The sequence below is a fragment of the Enterococcus sp. DIV0800 genome, assembly GCF_050559735.1.
In the GTDB taxonomy this organism is placed as follows: Bacteria; Bacillota; Bacilli; order Lactobacillales; family Enterococcaceae; genus Enterococcus_A; species Enterococcus_A devriesei.
Genome location: NZ_CP187898.1, coordinates 1,743,423 through 1,762,200 on the forward strand (window position 1 = coordinate 1,743,423; position 18,778 = coordinate 1,762,200).

The 18,778-nt window shown below is 42.7% G+C and carries 14 protein-coding genes and 1 tRNA gene; 3 read left to right on the forward strand and 12 right to left on the reverse strand.

Translation table 11 applies throughout. From position 1 onward, the window contains the following. Positions 1 to 71 precede the first annotated feature (71 nt). The 4 genes from IGI54_RS08495 to sfsA form a co-directional block, all read right to left on the reverse strand. Positions 72 to 145 (reverse strand) — tRNA-Arg (locus IGI54_RS08495). 128 nt (positions 146 to 273) lie between these two features. Then, the gene (locus IGI54_RS08500; protein ID WP_430620448.1) at positions 274 to 1,452 is read right to left on the reverse strand and encodes a DEAD/DEAH box helicase; all 1,179 of its coding nucleotides are present in this window, start codon (positions 1,450 to 1,452) and stop codon (positions 274 to 276) included. A gap of 8 nt (positions 1,453 to 1,460) precedes the next feature. Further along, entirely contained in the window at positions 1,461 to 2,462 is a 1,002-nt protein-coding gene (locus IGI54_RS08505) for a Gfo/Idh/MocA family protein (RefSeq protein ID WP_430620449.1), read from the reverse strand. Between the two features lie 14 nt (positions 2,463 to 2,476). Further along, positions 2,477 to 3,208, reverse strand: coding sequence for a DNA/RNA nuclease SfsA (sfsA, locus tag IGI54_RS08510; protein ID WP_430620450.1), 732 nt, complete (start codon positions 3,206 to 3,208; stop codon positions 2,477 to 2,479). 340 nt (positions 3,209 to 3,548) lie between these two features. On the opposite strand from sfsA, the gene IGI54_RS08515 reads away from it, so the two are divergent. Beyond that, positions 3,549 to 3,929, forward strand: a complete 381-nt coding sequence (locus tag IGI54_RS08515; RefSeq protein ID WP_137612662.1) for a DUF4828 domain-containing protein — start codon at positions 3,549 to 3,551, stop codon at positions 3,927 to 3,929. Between the two features lie 18 nt (positions 3,930 to 3,947). On the opposite strand, the gene IGI54_RS08520 is transcribed toward IGI54_RS08515, so the two are convergent. Both IGI54_RS08520 and gltB read right to left on the reverse strand, forming a co-directional pair. Next, entirely contained in the window at positions 3,948 to 5,384 is a 1,437-nt protein-coding gene (locus tag IGI54_RS08520; RefSeq protein ID WP_430620451.1) for a glutamate synthase subunit beta, read from the reverse strand. A gap of 1 nt (position 5,385) precedes the next feature. Continuing rightward, the gene (gene gltB, locus IGI54_RS08525) at positions 5,386 to 9,876 is read right to left on the reverse strand and encodes a glutamate synthase large subunit (RefSeq protein ID WP_430620452.1); all 4,491 of its coding nucleotides are present in this window, start codon (positions 9,874 to 9,876) and stop codon (positions 5,386 to 5,388) included. 215 nt (positions 9,877 to 10,091) lie between these two features. Between gltB and IGI54_RS08530 the strand changes: the two genes are divergently transcribed. Then, positions 10,092 to 10,739 (forward strand): metal-dependent transcriptional regulator, encoded by a 648-nt coding sequence (locus IGI54_RS08530; RefSeq protein WP_216428447.1) that lies wholly within the window; start codon positions 10,092 to 10,094, stop codon positions 10,737 to 10,739. A 90-nt stretch (positions 10,740 to 10,829) separates the two neighbouring features. After that, the gene (gene zwf / locus IGI54_RS08535; RefSeq protein ID WP_430620453.1) at positions 10,830 to 12,344 is read left to right on the forward strand and encodes a glucose-6-phosphate dehydrogenase; all 1,515 of its coding nucleotides are present in this window, start codon (positions 10,830 to 10,832) and stop codon (positions 12,342 to 12,344) included. Between the two features lie 95 nt (positions 12,345 to 12,439). Here zwf and ileS read toward each other — a convergent pair whose 3' ends face one another. From ileS to IGI54_RS08565, 6 genes are all read right to left on the reverse strand, one after another. Continuing rightward, on the reverse strand, positions 12,440 to 15,226 hold the full coding sequence (gene ileS / locus IGI54_RS08540; RefSeq protein ID WP_430620454.1) for an isoleucine--tRNA ligase: 2,787 nt from the start codon (positions 15,224 to 15,226) through the stop codon (positions 12,440 to 12,442). A gap of 421 nt (positions 15,227 to 15,647) precedes the next feature. Beyond that, positions 15,648 to 16,355 (reverse strand): DivIVA domain-containing protein, encoded by a 708-nt coding sequence (locus tag IGI54_RS08545; protein WP_071860880.1) that lies wholly within the window; start codon positions 16,353 to 16,355, stop codon positions 15,648 to 15,650. A gap of 22 nt (positions 16,356 to 16,377) precedes the next feature. Next, positions 16,378 to 17,160: an RNA-binding protein gene (locus tag IGI54_RS08550; RefSeq protein WP_071860879.1), complete on the reverse strand. Its 783-nt coding sequence runs from the start codon at positions 17,158 to 17,160 to the stop codon at positions 16,378 to 16,380. A 12-nt stretch (positions 17,161 to 17,172) separates the two neighbouring features. Next, positions 17,173 to 17,448 (reverse strand): YggT family protein, encoded by a 276-nt coding sequence (locus IGI54_RS08555; RefSeq protein WP_084133202.1) that lies wholly within the window; start codon positions 17,446 to 17,448, stop codon positions 17,173 to 17,175. 13 nt (positions 17,449 to 17,461) lie between these two features. Then, positions 17,462 to 18,085 (reverse strand): cell division protein SepF, encoded by a 624-nt coding sequence (locus IGI54_RS08560; protein ID WP_430620455.1) that lies wholly within the window; start codon positions 18,083 to 18,085, stop codon positions 17,462 to 17,464. A gap of 9 nt (positions 18,086 to 18,094) precedes the next feature. Beyond that, positions 18,095 to 18,772, reverse strand: a complete 678-nt coding sequence (locus IGI54_RS08565) for a YggS family pyridoxal phosphate-dependent enzyme (RefSeq protein WP_430620456.1) — start codon at positions 18,770 to 18,772, stop codon at positions 18,095 to 18,097. Between the last annotated feature and the right edge of the window lie 6 nt (positions 18,773 to 18,778).

Genomic DNA, 18,778 nt, shown 5'->3' on the forward strand with positions numbered 1-18,778 from the left:
AACCATTTTTTAAAGTTGACCAAAAAAAAACCAAAAACCTAATGAACAGTGGTTTTTGGCAGATTTAATAATGTTCCCGACTGGAATCGAACCAGCGACCTATCGCTTAGGAGGCGATCGCTCTATCCTACTGAGCTACGAGAACAGGCTTGATATGAATCTCTATTATTGTAGCGATTTTAACTTATTTTCGCAAGCGCCGTCGAAGATTTAATAAGTCTATTTTATAATTAAGATTTTTCATTGCTGATCAAATCAAAAAAAGGAAAAGACTTATTTTCGTCTTTTCCCTTTGCTTTTCTTTGGTTTCTTCTTTTTTGGATCAGCTTGTCTTACTGGCTCTTCCGTCAATAACTCGCCGCCAAATAAATAAATCGGTGCCAACTGAAGCGCTAATTTTTTAGCGATCTTCGTTAAGTCCGCCTTCTCCTGCGGGCTAACTAATGTGATTACGACCCCGGATTGCCCCATTCGGCCCACACGCCCTGCTCGATGCAGATAGCTTTCTTCACTTAATGGCACGTCTACATTGATGACAAACGGCAGTGACTCGATGTCTAAGCCGCGGCTTGCCAAATCGGTGGTCAATAAGCCTTGTGCCTGCTGTTTTTTAAATTGTTCAATCGCGTTTTTACGAGCGATTTTTGACTGATCTGAAGCTAGACTAACAACTGGCAATTGATGAAAGGCTAATTTTTCTTCACCACTGCCCATATCGCTTAGCTGATTGAAAAAGATCATGCCCCAAAATTCCGGCAAATTCAATAAACGACGCAATTGATCCACCTTCTTACGATCCGTCGTTTCTAAATAGAAATGTTGAACTTCGCCTTGACTCTTGTCTTCTTTAGAAACGTCTACCACTTCTAAATCCGTTTCAAGTTTTTTCAATTCATCCAGCACGACATCCGCCGTAGCAGAAAAATATAAGCGTTGCGCCTGATTATCGGCGGCTTTCATGATCTTTTGGATCAGTTGCAGGCTTTGTCCTTGAATTAATTGATCCACTTCATCAAAGACCAGCGTTTTGATATTGGCCGCCTTGATTTTTTTGGCGGTGATTAATTCTAATACTCGTCCTGGCGTACCAATCAGCACTTCCGGTTTCTTCTTTAGGGCTTCTTGCTGGCGTTTGACATTGGCTCCGCCGATCAAAGGCTGCGCCTTCATGCCTGATCCCGCTAACCATTTACGGGCGACTTCCACGACTTGCATCGCCAGTTCCTGTGATGACGTCAAGACTAGGATTTGACTAGCTACACCGACTTCTAATTGGTTAAGTAAGGGCAATAAGTAAGCTAGGGTCTTGCCGCTTCCGGTGGGGGCGATCCCGACTAAATTTTTTCCTTCGGTGATGGGTGAAAAGACTTTATTTTGGATCAATGCTGGCTGTTGAAATCCAGCTTCTGTCCAATTCTTTTGTAAAAATGGCACAAATGTTTGACTATCCATAATTTCCTCTATTTCTCGTCGGCATCAAAAACGATGCCTACACTTTTTCTCATATCATACAACACTTGGTTGACATTGCGGGCCAATTCCACCCACTCTTCATAATTCGTTCCTAATGTTCGATCCGTTGGGTTCAAAATTACTTCAGCAAACGCCGCCGCTTCTTCAACCATTGGATTTTCTACCCGCTGCACACTTAATTTTATTTTTCGCTGATGATCACGGTCATGGAAGACGGCTTCATCGATAGAGTGAATCGCGTCCAGTACTAACGTCCCATTACTTAAATAGATCTCTGCTGGTTGATAGCTGTCACTAATTTTCCCCGTACGAATGGTCACATCAAATTCTTCGTAACGCAAAATTCCCGTGCCGATTCCATCAACATCCGTTTGAATTTTTTTTGCAAAATACAAGCTCTCATTAGGCATCCCAAACCAAGCTAGTGCCGCATAAATCGGGTATACGCCTAAATCGACTAAGGCTCCGCCAGAAAAATGAGGGGAAAAGATATTTGGTTCTTCGCCGTCTAAGACTTGATCATACCGTGAAGAATACTTCATGAAACTAAAATCCGCACCGATCGTTCGATCCTTTAACGGCAGAAAATCAGCGATGGTTTTAAAGGCCTGCTCATGAATATTACGGGCTGCCTCAAAAAAGAAAACACGTTGCTGATTCGCCAGTTCGATGATTTCGTCCATTTCTTGCGGCGTGGAAAAGGCGGGTTTTTCAACGATGATATTTTTTCCCGCTAAAATAGCCTGCTTCGCTTGTTCAAAGTGCAGACTATTTGGCGATGCGATATACACCGTATCAACATGCTGGATCGCAAAAAAAGTAACCAAATCCGTCGCATATTCCACATCTCCATAGTTTTCGCCAAATTTTTGAGCGGTCTCTAAACGTCGTGAGTAAACCGCCGCAAGCTGGTAGCTGCCAGTTTGGTGAGCAGCTTGGACAAATTGGTCCGTAATCCAGTTGGTACCGATAATTCCTAAATTGATCATACTTGTTCCACCTTTCATTGATTAGGGTCAATAAATTTTTGTGTTAAATCAAAAGGAACTGCCTGTTTGATTGAAATACTTTGTTGATCTACGTCACAATTATACGCTAAAACCGTGACGCCGTCTGCCAATGCCCCCTCCACCGCAAAATACAGTGCCGGCTGCATATGACGATGAATCGTCGCTCGTGAAACCGTTGGGAACTGTACGACAAATAAAACATAACTATGATAGCCCATCGCCTGTGCGACCCGCAGTTCTTCCACATGCTTTAAGCCTCGCAAAGTCGGTGCATCCGGAAATGCGCCGATGCCCTGATTTTCCAGCGTCATCCCTTTGACTTCCACAAAGCCTTTTTCTTGTTGATCGGTCTCAAAATAAATATCAAATTTTGAGTGCTCAAACGTATATTCACGTTTCAGAAAGGTGATGGCGCCGCGCAAGCCTGGCAGCACAATTTTTCCAGCTAAAATTCCTTCAGCTGCTAAGACGTTGGGAATCTGAGAATCAATGTTGATCCACATCTCGCCTTTTCGTACCGCGACTAAATCATAGGCGGTCTTACGCTTGACCGAGGGCTGATGATTGACCGCGACCAACGCATCCGTTAAAAATAATTCCTTGTTCCGGCCCGTGTTTTTGACGTGAGTGATAATTTCTTCTCCCGTCTCAATCAAGCGACAACGGGCAATAAATCGATTGCTTCTTTCAATAAAGCTTGCTAAATGGATCTCTGAGTAATTCATTTTATCTAAATCCTTCTAAAAAAAGTTAAATAGTCCTTAAGCCTGATGGAAAGATCACGGACTTTATTATATAGTATAACAAACAAGATGTGAACGACGCTTGTTTCGCTTTACATCAGGTAATTATACGCTATTTAATTAAAAAAATTATTTATTTGTGGATGTTTAGCCGAATGGCATCAGACTTAAAGTGAGCCATTTTTAAATTTGTGTACTAAGATTGAGAAAGGATGCCAGTTCTTCTTTCTGCTTTAGCAGATTAGCAGAATGGTATACGGCTCGAAAATAGAGCAAATTTTTTTAAAATTTGTACATTAAGATTGAGAAAGGAGTTTTTTTGATGAGATTAAAGTGGCCTTTTTTTCTAACCTCTCTTGGGATTGCGGCGGCAGGAGCGAAGCTAGCGCGCAGGCATGAAACGCAGGAGCTGAATAGCTTGTACGTCGGTTCTTGGGAATTTTCTCATCCCCACGAGAAAAGACTCCACACAATCACGATTTATCCTGATCTATCGATTATTTTAGATGGCAGTGCCATCATTTACCAACTGATTGAGTTAAGTGAACAAAAACTAGCGATCCAAGATCAATTTGGTTACCATTTAATCATCAAGACTAAAAATGGAACCCCAGATACTTTGTACGATGAACTAGATGATATTTCTCTGACACTTGTACCAACAACGCTCAATCTGCCAAAAAAAGGTGTACCGATGCAATAATCGGCACACCTTTTTTGTTTACTGATAGATCAACGTCCGTAGCATTTGATCGACGTTTTCTGCAGCTTTACGGCCTTCACGAATACCCCAAATTACCAAGCTTGGTCCTCTTCTAGCATCACCAGCTACATAGACTTTTTCATTGTTAGTCGTGTAATCTTCGTAGATTTCTTGCACATCAAAAGCATCTAACAAGCTTTTCTCTGCGCCGGTAAAGCCCATCGCCAATAAAACTAAATCAGCCTTTAAAACTTGCTCCGTTCCAGCTACTGGTTGGAAACGATTGTTGACTTTTGTCGTTTCGATGGCAATTACTTGTCCCCGTTCGGCTCCGACAAAGGCAGTCGTTGAGGTGTTGTAATAAGTCAATTCCTTATTTCCCAGCAGGCCTTCTTCCTGACCATAGCCTGTGCGATCCACCATCGAGTATTCCGGCCAAGGATTATTTGCTGTCCGTTCAGGCGGTAATTGTGGCGTGATCTCCAACTGCTTAACAGAAGCCGCACCTTGACGAATCGCGGAACCAATACAGTCATTCCCGGTATCGCCGCCGCCAATGACTACAACGTGCTTACCTGCCAGTTTTTTACTGGTGGCCTCTTTGCCATGCTTCAGCACATCTTTCGTACAATCCGTCAAATAATCCACCGCAAACTGAATACCATGTAACTCGCGGCCTTTGATTTTCAAATCTCGTGGCACACTAGCACCACTAGCAACAATCACGCGATCGTATTTTCCCTGTAGTTCTTCTGCCGTAACGTCGACACCGACTTCGGTATTCAGCACAAAGGTGATTCCTACCGCTTCCATCACATCGATTCGACGTTGTACGATGTCTTTATCAAGCTTCATGTTTGGAATACCATACATCAGTAATCCTCCGGCACGATCGCTACGTTCATACACGGTTACTTGATGACCTAGCTGATTTAAACGCCATGCGGCTGAAAGCCCCGCAGGCCCGGAACCAATCACCGCAACGGTAAAATTGGTTCGTTCCACCGGCATGCCGTCTGCTTTGACCCAATCCTGCTCAAAGGCATTATCAATAATAAAGCGCTCATTGTCATGAATCGCAACTCCAGCTCCGTTCAAGCCCTCGGTACAGGATTTCTCACAAGGTGCTGGGCAAACCCGTCCCGTCATTTCAGGCAACGGATTGGTCTTAGCTAACCGCTCAAAAGCATTTTTAAAATCCCCGCGATAAACGAAGTCGTTCCATTCAGGAATCAAATTATCGTTGGGACAACCTGAGACCGCGCGTTTGCCCCCGTAAAAGATCCCGGTATGGCAAAAGGGAATGCCACAGTTCATACAACGAGCTGCTTGCTCTTGCCGCTCTTCCACACTTAAAGGAGTTTGCAGCTCTTGCCAATCCTTGACCCGTTCTTCTACCGGACGATAGGGATTATCCTTCCGGGCATATTTTAAAAATCCAAATGGATCCGCCATCTTAGCCACGCTCCTTTCCAGCCGGTGCGGTTTGTTCACCGATCACCTCAACAAAGGCTTTTTCAATCAATTCCTCACCTGTTAAGCCAGTTTTCGCCAGCTCTTCAGTGACCCGAATCATTTCATGGTATTCTCTTGGATAGACTTTGACAAAGTGCTTTTGCGCTGTCTCCCAATCATTCAATAATTGTGCCGCCTTCAAGGAATCGGTATAAGCAAAATGTTTTTTGATCATTTCTTTCAGAACGCCGTCATCACCTGACTCGCCGAATGTAAAGAGCTCCACCATTTCCAGATTGCATTTTTCAGCAAAGGTCCCAGTCGGATCATAGACATAAGCGACACCCCCGGACATCCCCGCCGCAAAGTTTCGGCCGGTTGGTCCTAAGATTACCGCAACACCACCGGTCATGTATTCACAGCCATGATCGCCGACGCCTTCTACCACAACATTGGCTCCACTATTGCGGACACAGAAACGTTCTCCCGCTTTGCCGCGGAAATAACCTTCACCGCGATTGGCACCAAAGCAAACGACATTTCCTACGATTGGAGAATTTTCAACATCATATGCCGCATCCTCCGGTGGAACGATAATCAAGCGTCCACCACTCAACCCTTTGCCTACATAGTCATTGCCTTCGCCAATCAATTTCAATTCCATTCCTTGCGTAATGAATGAACCAAAGCTTTGACCCGCAATTCCTGTATACGTATATTTGATTTGACCCGGCGTTAACGCATAATTGCCGAAACGTTCCGCGATCCAACCGCCCATTCGTGCGCCGACTGTGCGATTGACGTTGTTGATTGGATAAGTCATCTCCACTAATTCACCATTTATGATGGCACCTTCTGCGAAATGATCCAATTCAGGCCATTCCCGTTTTTCTTTGAAGGGATCTTCCGTCTTTCGTTGAATCCCCACGCTAGTTGAAAAGATGCGGGAAAAATCTAATGATTTGGCTTTGCCCTTTGCAATAAAACGAGGCTGTAAGACTTCGGTGTGACCGATCATTTCGTCAATACTTCTAAAACCGAGTTCCGCCATGATCTCCCGTAAATCCTCCGCGATAAAATGCATCATATTAATTAAGTGTTCAGGTTTACCAACAAAGAATTTCCGTAAGGCTGGATTTTGGGTTGCTACCCCGACCGGACACGTATTCAAGCTGCAGACCCGCATCATGACGCAGCCGATTGCAACTAGCGCCAATGAAGCAAAACTATATTCCTCAGCCCCTAATAAGATCGCCATCGCGACATCCCGACCAGTCATCAGCTTACCATCTGTTTCTAACGTCATTCGTTGACGTAGATTGTTCATTGCCAAGGTTTGATGGGCTTCAGCGACACCCATTTCCCACGGTAACCCGGCATCCCGAATCGAATTTCGCGGCGAAGCCCCGGTTCCGCCGTCGTAACCAGAGATCACAACGACATCGGCGCCTGCTTTCACCACTCCGGTAGCGATCGTACCGACTCCGGTGCTTGAAACCAATTTAACATTGATCTTGGCATACGGATTGATTGCCTTTAGGTCATAGATCAGCTGCGCCAGATCCTCAATCGAATAAATATCGTGATGAGGTGGTGGCGAGATCAGTCGGACACCTGGTGTCGAGCCGCGAATCTCTGCTACCCATGGAAAGACCTTATTCCCCGGCAACTGTCCGCCTTCTCCCGGTTTCGCTCCTTGCGCCATTTTGATTTGTAATTCTTCTGCGCTCATTAAATACTCAGCATTGACCCCGAAACGACCAGAAGCCACTTGTTTGATCTTACTATTAAAATTCTTACCATCCGCTTGCGCTTTGAACCGTTTGCGATGTTCGCCGCCTTCACCACTATTGGATTTTGCCCCAATCGCATTCATCGCCTCAGCGATACATTGATGAGCTTCTTCACTTAAAGAACCATAAGACATCGCGCCGACTTTGAAACGTTTCACGATTTTACTCGCCGGTTCCACCTCAGATAATTTTACCGCTGGTCGCTCGTTTTTAAATTCCCAAAGCGAACGCAAGGACGTTGGTTCATCCAGCGCTTCTTGATTCATTTGATCGACATAATGCTTGAACAACTGATAATCACCTGCACGAACTGCTTGCTGGAAATTATAGATCGTTTTAGGATTGAATAAATGATGCTCTCCGTCTGCCTTATATTGGAAACTGCCGCCAGAAGCCAGTAGATCATTTTGACGCGAGCCATAAGCAGCTTCGTGCCGGGTCAAATATTCTTCTTCAATCTGGATCAAGGACAGTCCACCAATTCGGCTGGCTGTTCCAGTAAAGTATTTATCCGTCACCTGTTGACTAATACCCACTACTTCAAAAAGCTGAGCCCCATGGTAACCGGCGATCGTCGAGATCCCCATGCGGGACATGACTTTGACGATGCCTTTTTCCGCTGCTTTACGATAATTTTCCAAGCCATTTTCAATCTCAAAGGTTTCCAAGGTCGCGTAAGCACCATAAGGATGAATACCACTGGCTCCGTAACCGATCAAGGTCGCGAAATGATGGACTTCGCAAACTTCCCCAGAGTCTACCACTAGACTCACGTGAGAAGCTTTTCCTTTGCGAACTAAATGATTGTGCAGCCCAGAAACAGCCAACAAGATTGGCAGCGCCATTTTGTCTGAAGCAAACCCGCGGTCACTTAAGATTAAGATCGTCGCTCCTGCATCAACGGCTCCTTCCGCTTCTTTAAACATCTGCTCCAAGCTGTCTTCTAAAGCATTTCGCGCGCCAACACGATACAAGGTCGAAACAGTCACGACTTTTTGCTGCTTGGTAGCTAGTTGTTGAATCTTTTGGAAGTCACTAGTGCTTAATACCGGACTGTTGATTTTTAATTTTTGACAATTTTCAGCCTGATCCACTCGCACATCGCCATCACGGCCTAAAAACATTTCCGCCCCGATCACAAGCTGTTCGCGAATCGCGTCGATTGGCGGGTTGGTAACTTGGGCGAATTGTTGTTTGAAATAAGTAAACAAAGATTGCGGCTTGTCACTTAACACGGCTAACGGAGAATCAAAGCCCATTGAAAGAACCGGTTCTTCCCCTTTTTCCGCCATTGGTAATAAAGCCCCACGAATAATCTCATCCGTGTAACCATTCAGCTTCCACATCGTCTGCAATTCTTTTTCCGATAATTCCAGCGGTGCGGCTTCCACCTCAGGCAACTCTGTTAAGGCAATTCTGTGCTCCGTCAACCATTCACGATAATGATGAGCCTTCGCATATTTTTCTTTGATTTCTTGATTACGATAAAACTTGCCCTTCGTCGTATCAACTAAGATCATGTTAGCGGGTCCTAAAACCCCTTTTTCAATTACATTGGAAGGCGCGAAGTCGACGACGCCGGATTCAGAAGCCACCTGTACAAACCCATCCTTCGTAATCGAATAACGAGAAGGTCGTAAGCCATTCCGGTCCAAGGTCGCTCCCACCATCTCACCATCGGTGAAACACAAAGCTGCCGGACCGTCCCAAGGAGCCATGAAGCTGGCATTGTATTCTTGAAAAGCGGTCATTTCTTCGCCTAAGTTGGCTTCTTCCGACCAAGCTTCTGGTACCATCATCATCAGTGCGTGAGGAATATCACGACCGTTGCGGTAAAGATATTCCATACAGTTTTCCAGTTTGGCAGAATCTGAATCTTCTTCATTATAAACTTCAATATCATGACTCTTCATCCAATTTTCTGAACCTCGTAAGGTATTAATCTCTCCATTATGAGCCAAGAAACGAAACGGCTGTGCTCGATCCCAGCTAGGAAAAGTATTGGTAGAAAAGCGTGAATGAACAACTGCGATACTCGCTTCAAAATCTTGGTCCTTTAAATCATCATAAAAGATTCCCACTTGATAAGCATGGAGCATGCCTTTATAGACGATCGTTTTAGCGGATAAACTACAGATCGAAAACTCGCCAGCATGATAAATTTTTTCTAGTTTTCGGCGCAGACGGAACAAACGATCTTCAAACTCACGATCCGTTGCTACATCTACTCGTCGCTTAATGAATAACTGCACAAAGCTAGGCATGACTTTTTGCGCACCTGGCCCACAGTTTTCGTATTGAAAAGGAACATCGCGTTGCCAAATAACGGGATAACCCGCCGCTTCAATTTCAGTGACTAAAGCTTTCAACAAGCCTAGCTTCTGCTTCTCTTCCGTTGGCAGGAAAAACATTCCTACCGCATATTGCGACTTCTCTGGTAGCTGAGCCCCAAACTTTTGTGCTTCTCTTTGAAAAAACTTGTCGGGAATTGTCGCTAAGATACCCGCTCCGTCCCCTGTCTCAGGTTCTGCGCCGGTACCACCTCGATGGTTCATTCGTTCTAACATCGTTAATGCATACTCCACCAATTGACGGGACTTTTTGCCCTGCATTTGAGCAATAAAGCCCATACCACATGCATCCTTTTCAAAAGCAGGATCATACAAGGTCGGGGCTTTGGTATACTGTTCCTTTAACATTCACATCAATCCTTTAAATAGTTTGACAATTCTCATTTATTTTTAATATCCTACCCTTTTTATAACGATTGTGCAAGTTTTCTAAGAACTTTTTTTTAATTACCGCCGTTATAACATCTCTGTGTCTTTAAAATAAAAATCCAATCAAATGGAAATAAAAAGATTTTTTTGATAAACTAAATCTGATATGCTTCGTTATGAAAGGATGAACATCAATGACACCGAACCGCGAAGATTATTTAAAATTAATATTAGAATTAGGTGGCGACGAAAAAAAGGTCAGCAATAAAAAAATCGTTGCCGGTTTATCCATTTCTGGAGCTTCGGTCAGCGAAATGATCAATAAATTAGTCAAAGAAGGCTTGGTGGAACACTCCCCTTATCAAGGAGTACAGTTAACGCCAGCTGGTTTGAAAAAGGCCAGTGCCTTAGTCCGCAAACATCGTTTATGGGAAGTGTTCTTAGTCGATCATCTCGGCTATTCCTGGAATGAAGTCCATGAAGAAGCAGAAGTCTTAGAGCATGTGACGTCTCCTCAATTGGAAGAGAGATTGGACAATTATTTAAGCCACCCCACCTTCTGTCCTCATGGAGGCATGATCCCTCAGCAGGATCAAACAGTCCATGAAAAGGAACGAATGACTTTAGCGAACTATTCTGAAGGAACTCAGATCCGCATCGCCCGTGTCTTAGACGAGAAGGAGCTGCTGGATTATTTGATGGACTTAGGCGTAAAAATCCACGAAGAATTTACCATCACGAATGTCGCTGCTTATGAAGGGCCAATTACTTTACAAAACCAACAAAAAGAGGTATCAATCAGTTATAAAGCCGCATCAACGATCTTCGTTGATGCCCTATAAGATTTGAGTTTGTCTGTCCTTGGAAGCGGTGACCTCCAGGGCAGAATTAGCACTTATGTAATCACTACTAACTACGAGGAGCGTAACTTTATGGAACAAGCTGCATTATTTACGATATTTGGCGGAACCGGCGATCTAGCACAACGGAAATTGTATCCTTCGTTGTTTCGCTTGTATAAAAAAGGCAATCTCGCTGAACACTTTGCTGTGATTGGCACGGCTAGAAGACCTTGGAGCGACGATCACTACCGCGAGATCGTTTGTGATAAAATCAAAGATTTGAATCCTACCGATGAAGAAAAGAAAGATTTTGCCAGCCACTTTTATTATTTATCCCATGACGTGAATGATACCAAGCATTACGATCAACTAAAGGACTTATCTGACAAATTAGACGAACAATATGGTTTGCAAGGCAATCGGATATATTACTTGGCGATGGCACCTCAATTTTTCGGTACGATCGTTAATCATTTGAAGTCTCAAGAGATTTTGACAACAACTGGCTATAATCGTTTAGTGATCGAAAAACCTTTTGGCTTTGACTACGATTCCGCGGCTGAATTGAATCAACAAATCCGCAATGTCTTTCCAGAAGAAGACATTTTCCGGATTGATCATTACTTAGGCAAAGAAATGATTCAAAATATTTCCGTGATTCGTTTTGGTAATAATATCTTCGAATCCCTTTGGAACAACCGCTATATTGAAAATATCCAAATCACTTTTTCCGAAGCGTTAGGCGTAGAGGATCGAGGCGGCTATTATGAACAAAGTGGTGCCTTGAAAGATATGGTTCAAAATCACATCCTGCAAGTTGTTGCCTTATTAGCGATGGAAGTTCCGACTTCTTTTTCAAATTCCTCGATTCGCCAAGAAAAAGTCAAAGCTTTAGAAGCGATTCGCCGCTATTCGTCAGAAGAAGTTTTACAAAATTTCGTCCGTGGACAATATGACGCCGGAACGTTAGATGGTAAAGATTTTGTCGCGTATCACGACGAGCCTAAAGTCGCTGAAGATTCCCTGATGGAAACTTTCGTAGCTGGTAAATTCTTAATCGATAACTTCCGCTGGTCAGGTGTTCCTTTCTATATTCGCACCGGTAAACGGATGACCGAAAAAGGTACCCGAATCAATATCGTGTTCAAACAATTACCAGTCAATGTCTTTAATTTTGAACAAGAAGAAGCCAAAGGCGCTGACTTGCCGCAAAATATTTTGACGATTTATATTCAACCAACAGAAGGGTTCTCCTTGACCTTAAATGGCAAAAAAATTGGCCAAGGCTTTAATACGGAACCGGTCAAATTAGACTTCCGTCAAAGCGCTGAAGTGACAGAAAATAGTCCTGAGGCTTACGAAAAATTATTACTAGATGCTCTAAATGGTGATGCTACCAACTTTTCTCATTGGGACGAAGTTGCAAACTCATGGGAAATCGTTGACCGCATCCGTCACACTTGGGACAAAACAACACCAGGCTTTCCAAACTACGCTGCTGGAACCATGGGCCCCCAATCTGCCTTTGATCTGTTAGCGAAAAATGGGCACGAATGGGCATGGCAGCCAGATCAATGGTATCGTGAACGTGGTAAACTAAACTAGCCTGATTGAAGCTGAGCGATTTTTCTCAGCTTCTTTTTTATGCACAAAGAAACCCGGGTCAGCAATTCGACCCGGGTTTCTTCTATTATATAGGCTTATTCTAATCCTTCTGCGACAGCTTCTGGATAATGTTCTTCCACGATATGAGCACATGAAGCACATAAGGTTGGTAATTTTTCGTCTTCACCGACTGTCGTACGAACTTGACGACAGCGGTCACAAACTTCACCTTCAGCTTTTTCTACTAGGATCGCAACATCATCGAATGCCTTCGCATTCTCTGGTGCAGCTTCTTTTGAAATGCTGAACGAATCAGGTGAAACGATCAATAACTGCGCTAGATCGGCATCAAGTGCGGTCAACATCGTTGCGACTTGTTCATTTGGATAGATTGTTACTTTTGCTTCCAATGATTTTCCGATAACTTTTTCATTCCGCGCTTCTTCCAAAGCTTTCAGAACATTGTCACGGAAATCCATGAAGGCCTTCCAAGTATCCAACAATTCCGCTTGATTCGCGAATGCTTCATAGCTTGGTAATTCCGCTAATTGAACATACTCTTCGTCCTCTTTTAAGTATGACCAGATTTCTTCGGTCGTATGAGGAATAATTGGTGTCAAAAGCTTCGTCAAGGCAACAGCCGCTTGATAGAATACGGTTTGCATACAACGGCGTTCATAGCTGTCTTCTGCTTGGATGTAAACGACATCCTTCGCAAAATCTAAATAGAAGGAAGACAAATCAACCGTTAAGAAGTTAACAACTGTTTTATAAATTTGTGTAAAGTCATATTTCTCATAGCCGTCTTCACGAATCGTTTTGATCACTTCATTTAAACGAACCAACATGTATTTATCCACCGAGCGCAACTCGTCGTAAGCAACGGTGTGTTGAGTCGGTTCAAAGTCCGTCGTATTTGCCAATAAGAAACGCATCGTGTTACGGATTTTGCGATAGACTTCAGATACTTGGTTCAAGATATCCATTGAAACTCGCACATCTGCTTCGTAATCCACACTGCTGACCCATAGACGCAAGATATCGGCACCCATTTGATTGATGACTTTCCCTGGAACGATCGTATTGCCTAACGATTTACTCATTTTACGGCCTTCACCATCTAAAGTAAAACCTTGAGAAAGAACTGATTTATATGGTGCTACACCGTTGATCGCTACACTCGTTGTAATACTTGAGTTGAACCAGCCACGGTATTGGTCCGATCCTTCTAAATACATATCCGCTGGGAAGGTTAAGTTTTCCCGTTGACGTAAAACAGCTTCATGAGAAGAACCAGAATCAAACCAAACATCCATGATGTCTTTTTCTTTGGTAAACTCACCATTTGGCGAACTTGGGTGCGTGAACCCTTCAGGTAACAATTCCTTTGCCTCACGCTCAAACCAAATATTCGAACCATGTTCCGCAAATAATTGCGCGACGTGTTCCGTTGTTTCTGGTGTGATGATTGCTTCGCCGTCCTCACCATAAAAAATTGGCAATGGTACACCCCAAGCACGTTGACGAGAAATAACCCAATCACCGCGATCACGGATCATATTATACAAACGTGTTTTGCCCCAAGGAATGATCCAATCAACTTTTTCAATTTCATCTAAAATATCTTGACGGAATTTATCAATCGATGCAAACCATTGTGGAGTTGCCCGATAAATGATTGGTTTCTTCGTCCGCCAGTCATGTGGATAGCTGTGAGTAAAGAATTCCAATTTCAACAACGCGCCATTTTTTTCTAACAGCTCAGTCACCATTGGATTGACCTTCTCGTAGAATACTCCTTCAAAACCAGGAGCGTCTGCCGTCATGACTCCGCGATTATCCACTGGTGAAATGATGTCATTGCGGTATTTTTTCCAGGCAAAGTAATCGTCCTCACCATGACCAGGCGCCGTATGAACCAAACCAGTACCAGCATCTAACGTGACATGGTCGCCTAAGATGACTAATGATTCGCGATCATAAAATGGATGTTGGGCAGTCATGTATTCAAGTTCTTTACCAGCAACTTCCTTCAGGACTTTCGGGTCTGTCCATTCCAATTCTTTCGCTACTGTCTCTAATAGATCCTTCGCGATCACATATTTTGCTCCGGCTGCTTCCACAACTACGTAAGTATAGGCTGGATTCACAGAGATTCCTTGGTTAGCTGGCAAGGTCCATGGTGTGGTGGTCCAGATAATAAATGACGTATCATTATCTAAGATTCCTTTGCCGTCTTTAACTTTGAAAGCCACATAAATCGAAGCCGATTTTACATCCTTATATTCAACTTCCGCTTCAGCTAAAGAAGATTCACTTGATGGTGACCAATAAATAGGTTTCAAGCCTTTATAAATATAGCCTTTTTCCGCCATTTTACCAAAGACACGAATTTCCGCAGCTTCATAATCCGGTGTCAATGTGATATATGGATGATCCCATTCGCCGGCGATTCCTAAACGTTTAAAATCTTCGCGTTGTTTATCCACTTGTGACAAGGCATATTCTTCACATTTTTTGCGGTACTCCGCCATCGTCATTTCTTTACGTTTGATGCCTTTATTGGCTAAAACTTGTTCAATTGGCAGTCCGTGAGTGTCCCAACCTGGAACATAGGGTGCCCGAAAACCAGACATAGATTTTGAACGAACAATGATGTCTTTACTAATTTTATTTAAGGCATGACCAATGTGGATATTCCCGTTGGCATATGGAGGGCCATCATGTAAAACGAAAGATGGTTTGCCTTCATTTAATGCTTGACGCTTCTCATAAATTTTATTTTCTTCCCACTCTTTTTCCCATTGTCCTTCGCGGTTTGGTAAATTGCCCCGCATTGGAAAACCTGTTTTCCCTAGCTGAAGGGTTTCTTTTGTTTTCACTATTGATCGTCTCCTTTTAATAATCTAAGCCATTCAATTAAGAAAAGCATGTTTATAAAACTAAGTATTACTTGGTGATACGATTGAAAAACTGACTGTTAGCTCTCAATAAAGGTGATATTTTTCTAAAAACGAAAAATGCTCTTATCGTCACCACACATACGATTCCACTAATTGCGCGTTGCGCAAAGTGGAACTCGCAAAAAAACAAGCTCATCCGCATAGGGACGAGCTTGTCGTGGTACCACCCAAAATTTGAAACTAATGTTTCCTCTTGTCATCGGTAACGAGATGAGTCGTCAACTGCTACTTCTTTTCACAGCTGAATGTCCTAGAGGATCTTTCTAATTAGAGGGTCTACCGAACTTTCACTATCATCGGCTCGCTAAAAAGAAATCTAATCAGCTTTTCTGTTCTAGAATTATTCTTCGTCTGATTTAATTAATTCAGGTATATCAATCGTTAGGCCCATGTCCTCATCTTTCGGCTCATCAAGCACGATTGGTTCATCTGAGTCTACTGCATTCACTGTATCATTGTCAAGTTCATTCGATAGGACTTCTTTCAAAACTTCATGTCCATCGCCAACGTATGCAGACATTGGTTTCAATATTTCTTCCCAATCGCCGCTGCGAGCTTGATCGATTTGTGTCTCTAACAACAACAATAATTGTTGGTGGAAGACCCGTGTTTTTTTCTTCAAATCGTTGGTTTCAGCAGCCAATTGACGAGCGTTTGAAGTTGCATCGGTTAAGATTTCTTTCGCTTTGTCTTCTGCTGTGGTGGTTAATAGATTTGCTTTTTGCATCGCATTAGAAATCATTTCATCCGCACGGTTTTGAGCTGAAGTAACAATCACTTCAGATTCCTTGCTTGCAGAAGATTTTACTTTATCAGCAGTATCTTGTGCTACAACGATTGATTGATTCAAGGCTTCCTTCAATTCGTTGAAGTATTCTAATTTTTCTTCAGCATGCTTCAATGATTTTTCTAATTCACGATTTTTCGCGATACTTTCTTCATAATCACGAACGATCATATCTAAAAAGTCATCAACTTCATCTTGATTATAGCCACGCATTTTAGTGGAGAAACTTTTGTTTTGAATGTCTAATGGAGTTAGTGCCATTTTTCTGTTCACCTCATAATAATTATTTTCGTAATACGCCTAAACGCAAACGGATTTTTTCTTTCTTTGTTTTTCCTTCGATTCCTTGTATCTGAATTCGTCCAAATCCACGAACAGAAACAACGTCCAATAAATCTAACAAATAATCTGGTCGTTCATTTACAGACCAATTGACCTTGACTTTCCCCGCTTCCACCAGTTGCTTCGAGCGTTGACGGGAAATGTTATAGACTGTTGAGATAATAACGTCTAGCCTTAAAGAACTAGCTGTAGTAACTTCTTCCAGCCAACTATCTTTTGGAATAATAATATCCGTATAAGGGCGTTCTTCTAAATGAACGGTTACGCGACCGATCTTTGTCACTTGATTTACGATATAGCTGGCCGAATCCTTCGCCAAAAAAATTTGCCATCGCTCTCCGTTTGAAATAATATCGCCAAAATAATCTCGTTTGATTCCAGCACTCATTAAAGTTCCTAGAATCTTTCCATGAGAAAGATCCGTAAATTTTTGCGGATATTTGATCTCAATCATAACCAGTTCAAAATCATCGGTTTGCGGTTCAAAGTAATCCGGATAAATCAAACACCGACAACGCTCCGCACGTTCATATCCGCCATAAAACGAAAACTTCAGCTCACTTGTTTCACGAACTAAGGTTTCCAAAATATACGCTTGCCGAGGGTCTAAAAAATTCGTCAAATAAGGAGCGTACTGGCTTTCAACTTGTTCTAACCAATCGCCAACACTGTCAATAAATGCATGTTCCTCTTGTCTAAAATGCTGATAGACATTCGCATTCATTTTGCCACCTCCTTAATAAATAATATTGATCAGAATTTTTCTTAAAACCTCCATAAAAAAATTTAATGCGAGAATTGCTGCCATGATTGAAAAATCGATTCCGCCAAATTGCAGCGGCAAACGCCGAAACAAATTAAGAAAAGGCTCACAGATTCTTCCTAATAATTGGCCCAGTTTGGACTGATACGCCCCTGGAAACCAAGACATTAACGCATAAACCACTAAGAGAATCGAATAAAAATAAACCAAGCGATTCAAAATACTAAAAAGTGTAATAAGTAATTCCAACTAAGCGGCTCCTTTACATTTCTAATCCAAAAATATCTTCATCAACAATCGAACTTAATGTAGAATTATCAATCTCTATATTCGTCGGTGTACACAAGAACATTTCATTTCCAACACGTTTGATGTCACCGTCGATCATAAACACCGCACCTGTCAAAAAGTCAACCACCCGACGAGCTTTCATTTCATCAAGGGATTGGAAATTAATTAAGACAACTTCCCCTTGACCAACACGTCTTGCGATCGTCATTGCTTCAGAATAAGCTCTAGGTTCTACCACTGAGATTCGGCTTTTGCTTTTTTCTTCAACCTTTGGTGCAAAACGCTGAGTTCTATTATTACTTGGCATAGAAACAACGTTATCATTTTTCTTTGGTGTGCTTTCAGCCATTTTGGCAACCGTTTCAGCTCTCCGATTGGTAGCTGGTGCAGTCGGCTGAACTCTCTCTCTGGGGCGCTCTTCTTTTTGCTGATAGGTAGGACGTGGTTTTACACGTTCCTTTTTCATTGGTGTACTTCTTGGTGTTTGTTGCTGTGGGCGACTAACCTGCTTCTTTGGTGCAGGAGCTGCCTCTTCGTACATATCATCATCTGCTAAACCAAAAAAATCAGTGATTCTTGCTAGACTAATTCCCATTAACTTTACCTAACCTTTCTTAAATAGTGCCGTTCCGATCCGTACAAACGTAGCACCTTCTTCAATTGCCGTTTTGAAGTCTTGGCTCATTCCCATACTTAATTCTGTACAAGGCGCATACTGCAAGTTTAAATCTCTCACGCTTTCTTGGAGCTGTCTCAATTCAGAAAAGACTGCACGAACCTCTGATTCATTCGCGACATAAGGTGCCATTGTCATCAATCCGATCACATGAACCTTATCCAATCCCTCTAGTTCTTTAATGAAAGAAAAAAGCTCTTTTGGCGAAATGCCGTGCTTTGATTCTTCCCCGGAAACATTTACTTCAATAAAACAATCTATTTGATGTTCGGCGCGCTTTTGAATTTCTTGTGCCAAACGTAAACTGTCTAATGCATGAAAGCAATCAATTTCATTGATAATTAATTTTACCTTGCGGCGCTGTAAATTGCCAATAAGATGCCATTTGATGTGCTGCTTTTGTGAAAGACTTTGCTTTTTCTCAAGTAATTTGTCTACTCGATTCTCGGCTAAATTTCTGACACCTAGTTCAACAAGTTCATTTGCTTCGGTAGAGTCGACACTCTTGGTCACTGCAACCATAGTAATATCCTGTGGGTTACGTGAAACAAGAGCACACGACTCCTGAATCTCTTGCTGGATTCTATGCAAGTTTTCAGCGATCATGTGCTC

Excerpts from the sequence above, each read along its gene's own strand:
- IGI54_RS08500 (WP_430620448.1), bottom strand. The coding sequence starts at position 1,452 with ATGGATAGTCAAACATTTGTGCCATTTTTACAAAAGAATTGGACAGAA.
- IGI54_RS08505 (WP_430620449.1), bottom strand. The coding sequence starts at position 2,462 with ATGATCAATTTAGGAATTATCGGTACCAACTGGATTACGGACCAATTT.
- sfsA (WP_430620450.1), bottom strand. The coding sequence starts at position 3,208 with ATGAATTACTCAGAGATCCATTTAGCAAGCTTTATTGAAAGAAGCAAT.
- IGI54_RS08515 (WP_137612662.1), top strand. The coding sequence starts at position 3,549 with ATGAGATTAAAGTGGCCTTTTTTTCTAACCTCTCTTGGGATTGCGGCG.
- IGI54_RS08520 (WP_430620451.1), bottom strand. The coding sequence starts at position 5,384 with ATGGCGGATCCATTTGGATTTTTAAAATATGCCCGGAAGGATAATCCC.
- gltB (WP_430620452.1), bottom strand. The coding sequence starts at position 9,876 with ATGTTAAAGGAACAGTATACCAAAGCCCCGACCTTGTATGATCCTGCT.
- IGI54_RS08530 (WP_216428447.1), top strand. The coding sequence starts at position 10,092 with ATGACACCGAACCGCGAAGATTATTTAAAATTAATATTAGAATTAGGT.
- zwf (WP_430620453.1), top strand. The coding sequence starts at position 10,830 with ATGGAACAAGCTGCATTATTTACGATATTTGGCGGAACCGGCGATCTA.
- IGI54_RS08545 (WP_071860880.1), bottom strand. The coding sequence starts at position 16,355 with ATGGCACTAACTCCATTAGACATTCAAAACAAAAGTTTCTCCACTAAA.
- IGI54_RS08550 (WP_071860879.1), bottom strand. The coding sequence starts at position 17,160 with ATGAATGCGAATGTCTATCAGCATTTTAGACAAGAGGAACATGCATTT.
- IGI54_RS08560 (WP_430620455.1), bottom strand. The coding sequence starts at position 18,085 with ATGGGAATTAGTCTAGCAAGAATCACTGATTTTTTTGGTTTAGCAGAT.
- IGI54_RS08565 (WP_430620456.1), bottom strand. The coding sequence starts at position 18,772 with ATGATCGCTGAAAACTTGCATAGAATCCAGCAAGAGATTCAGGAGTCG.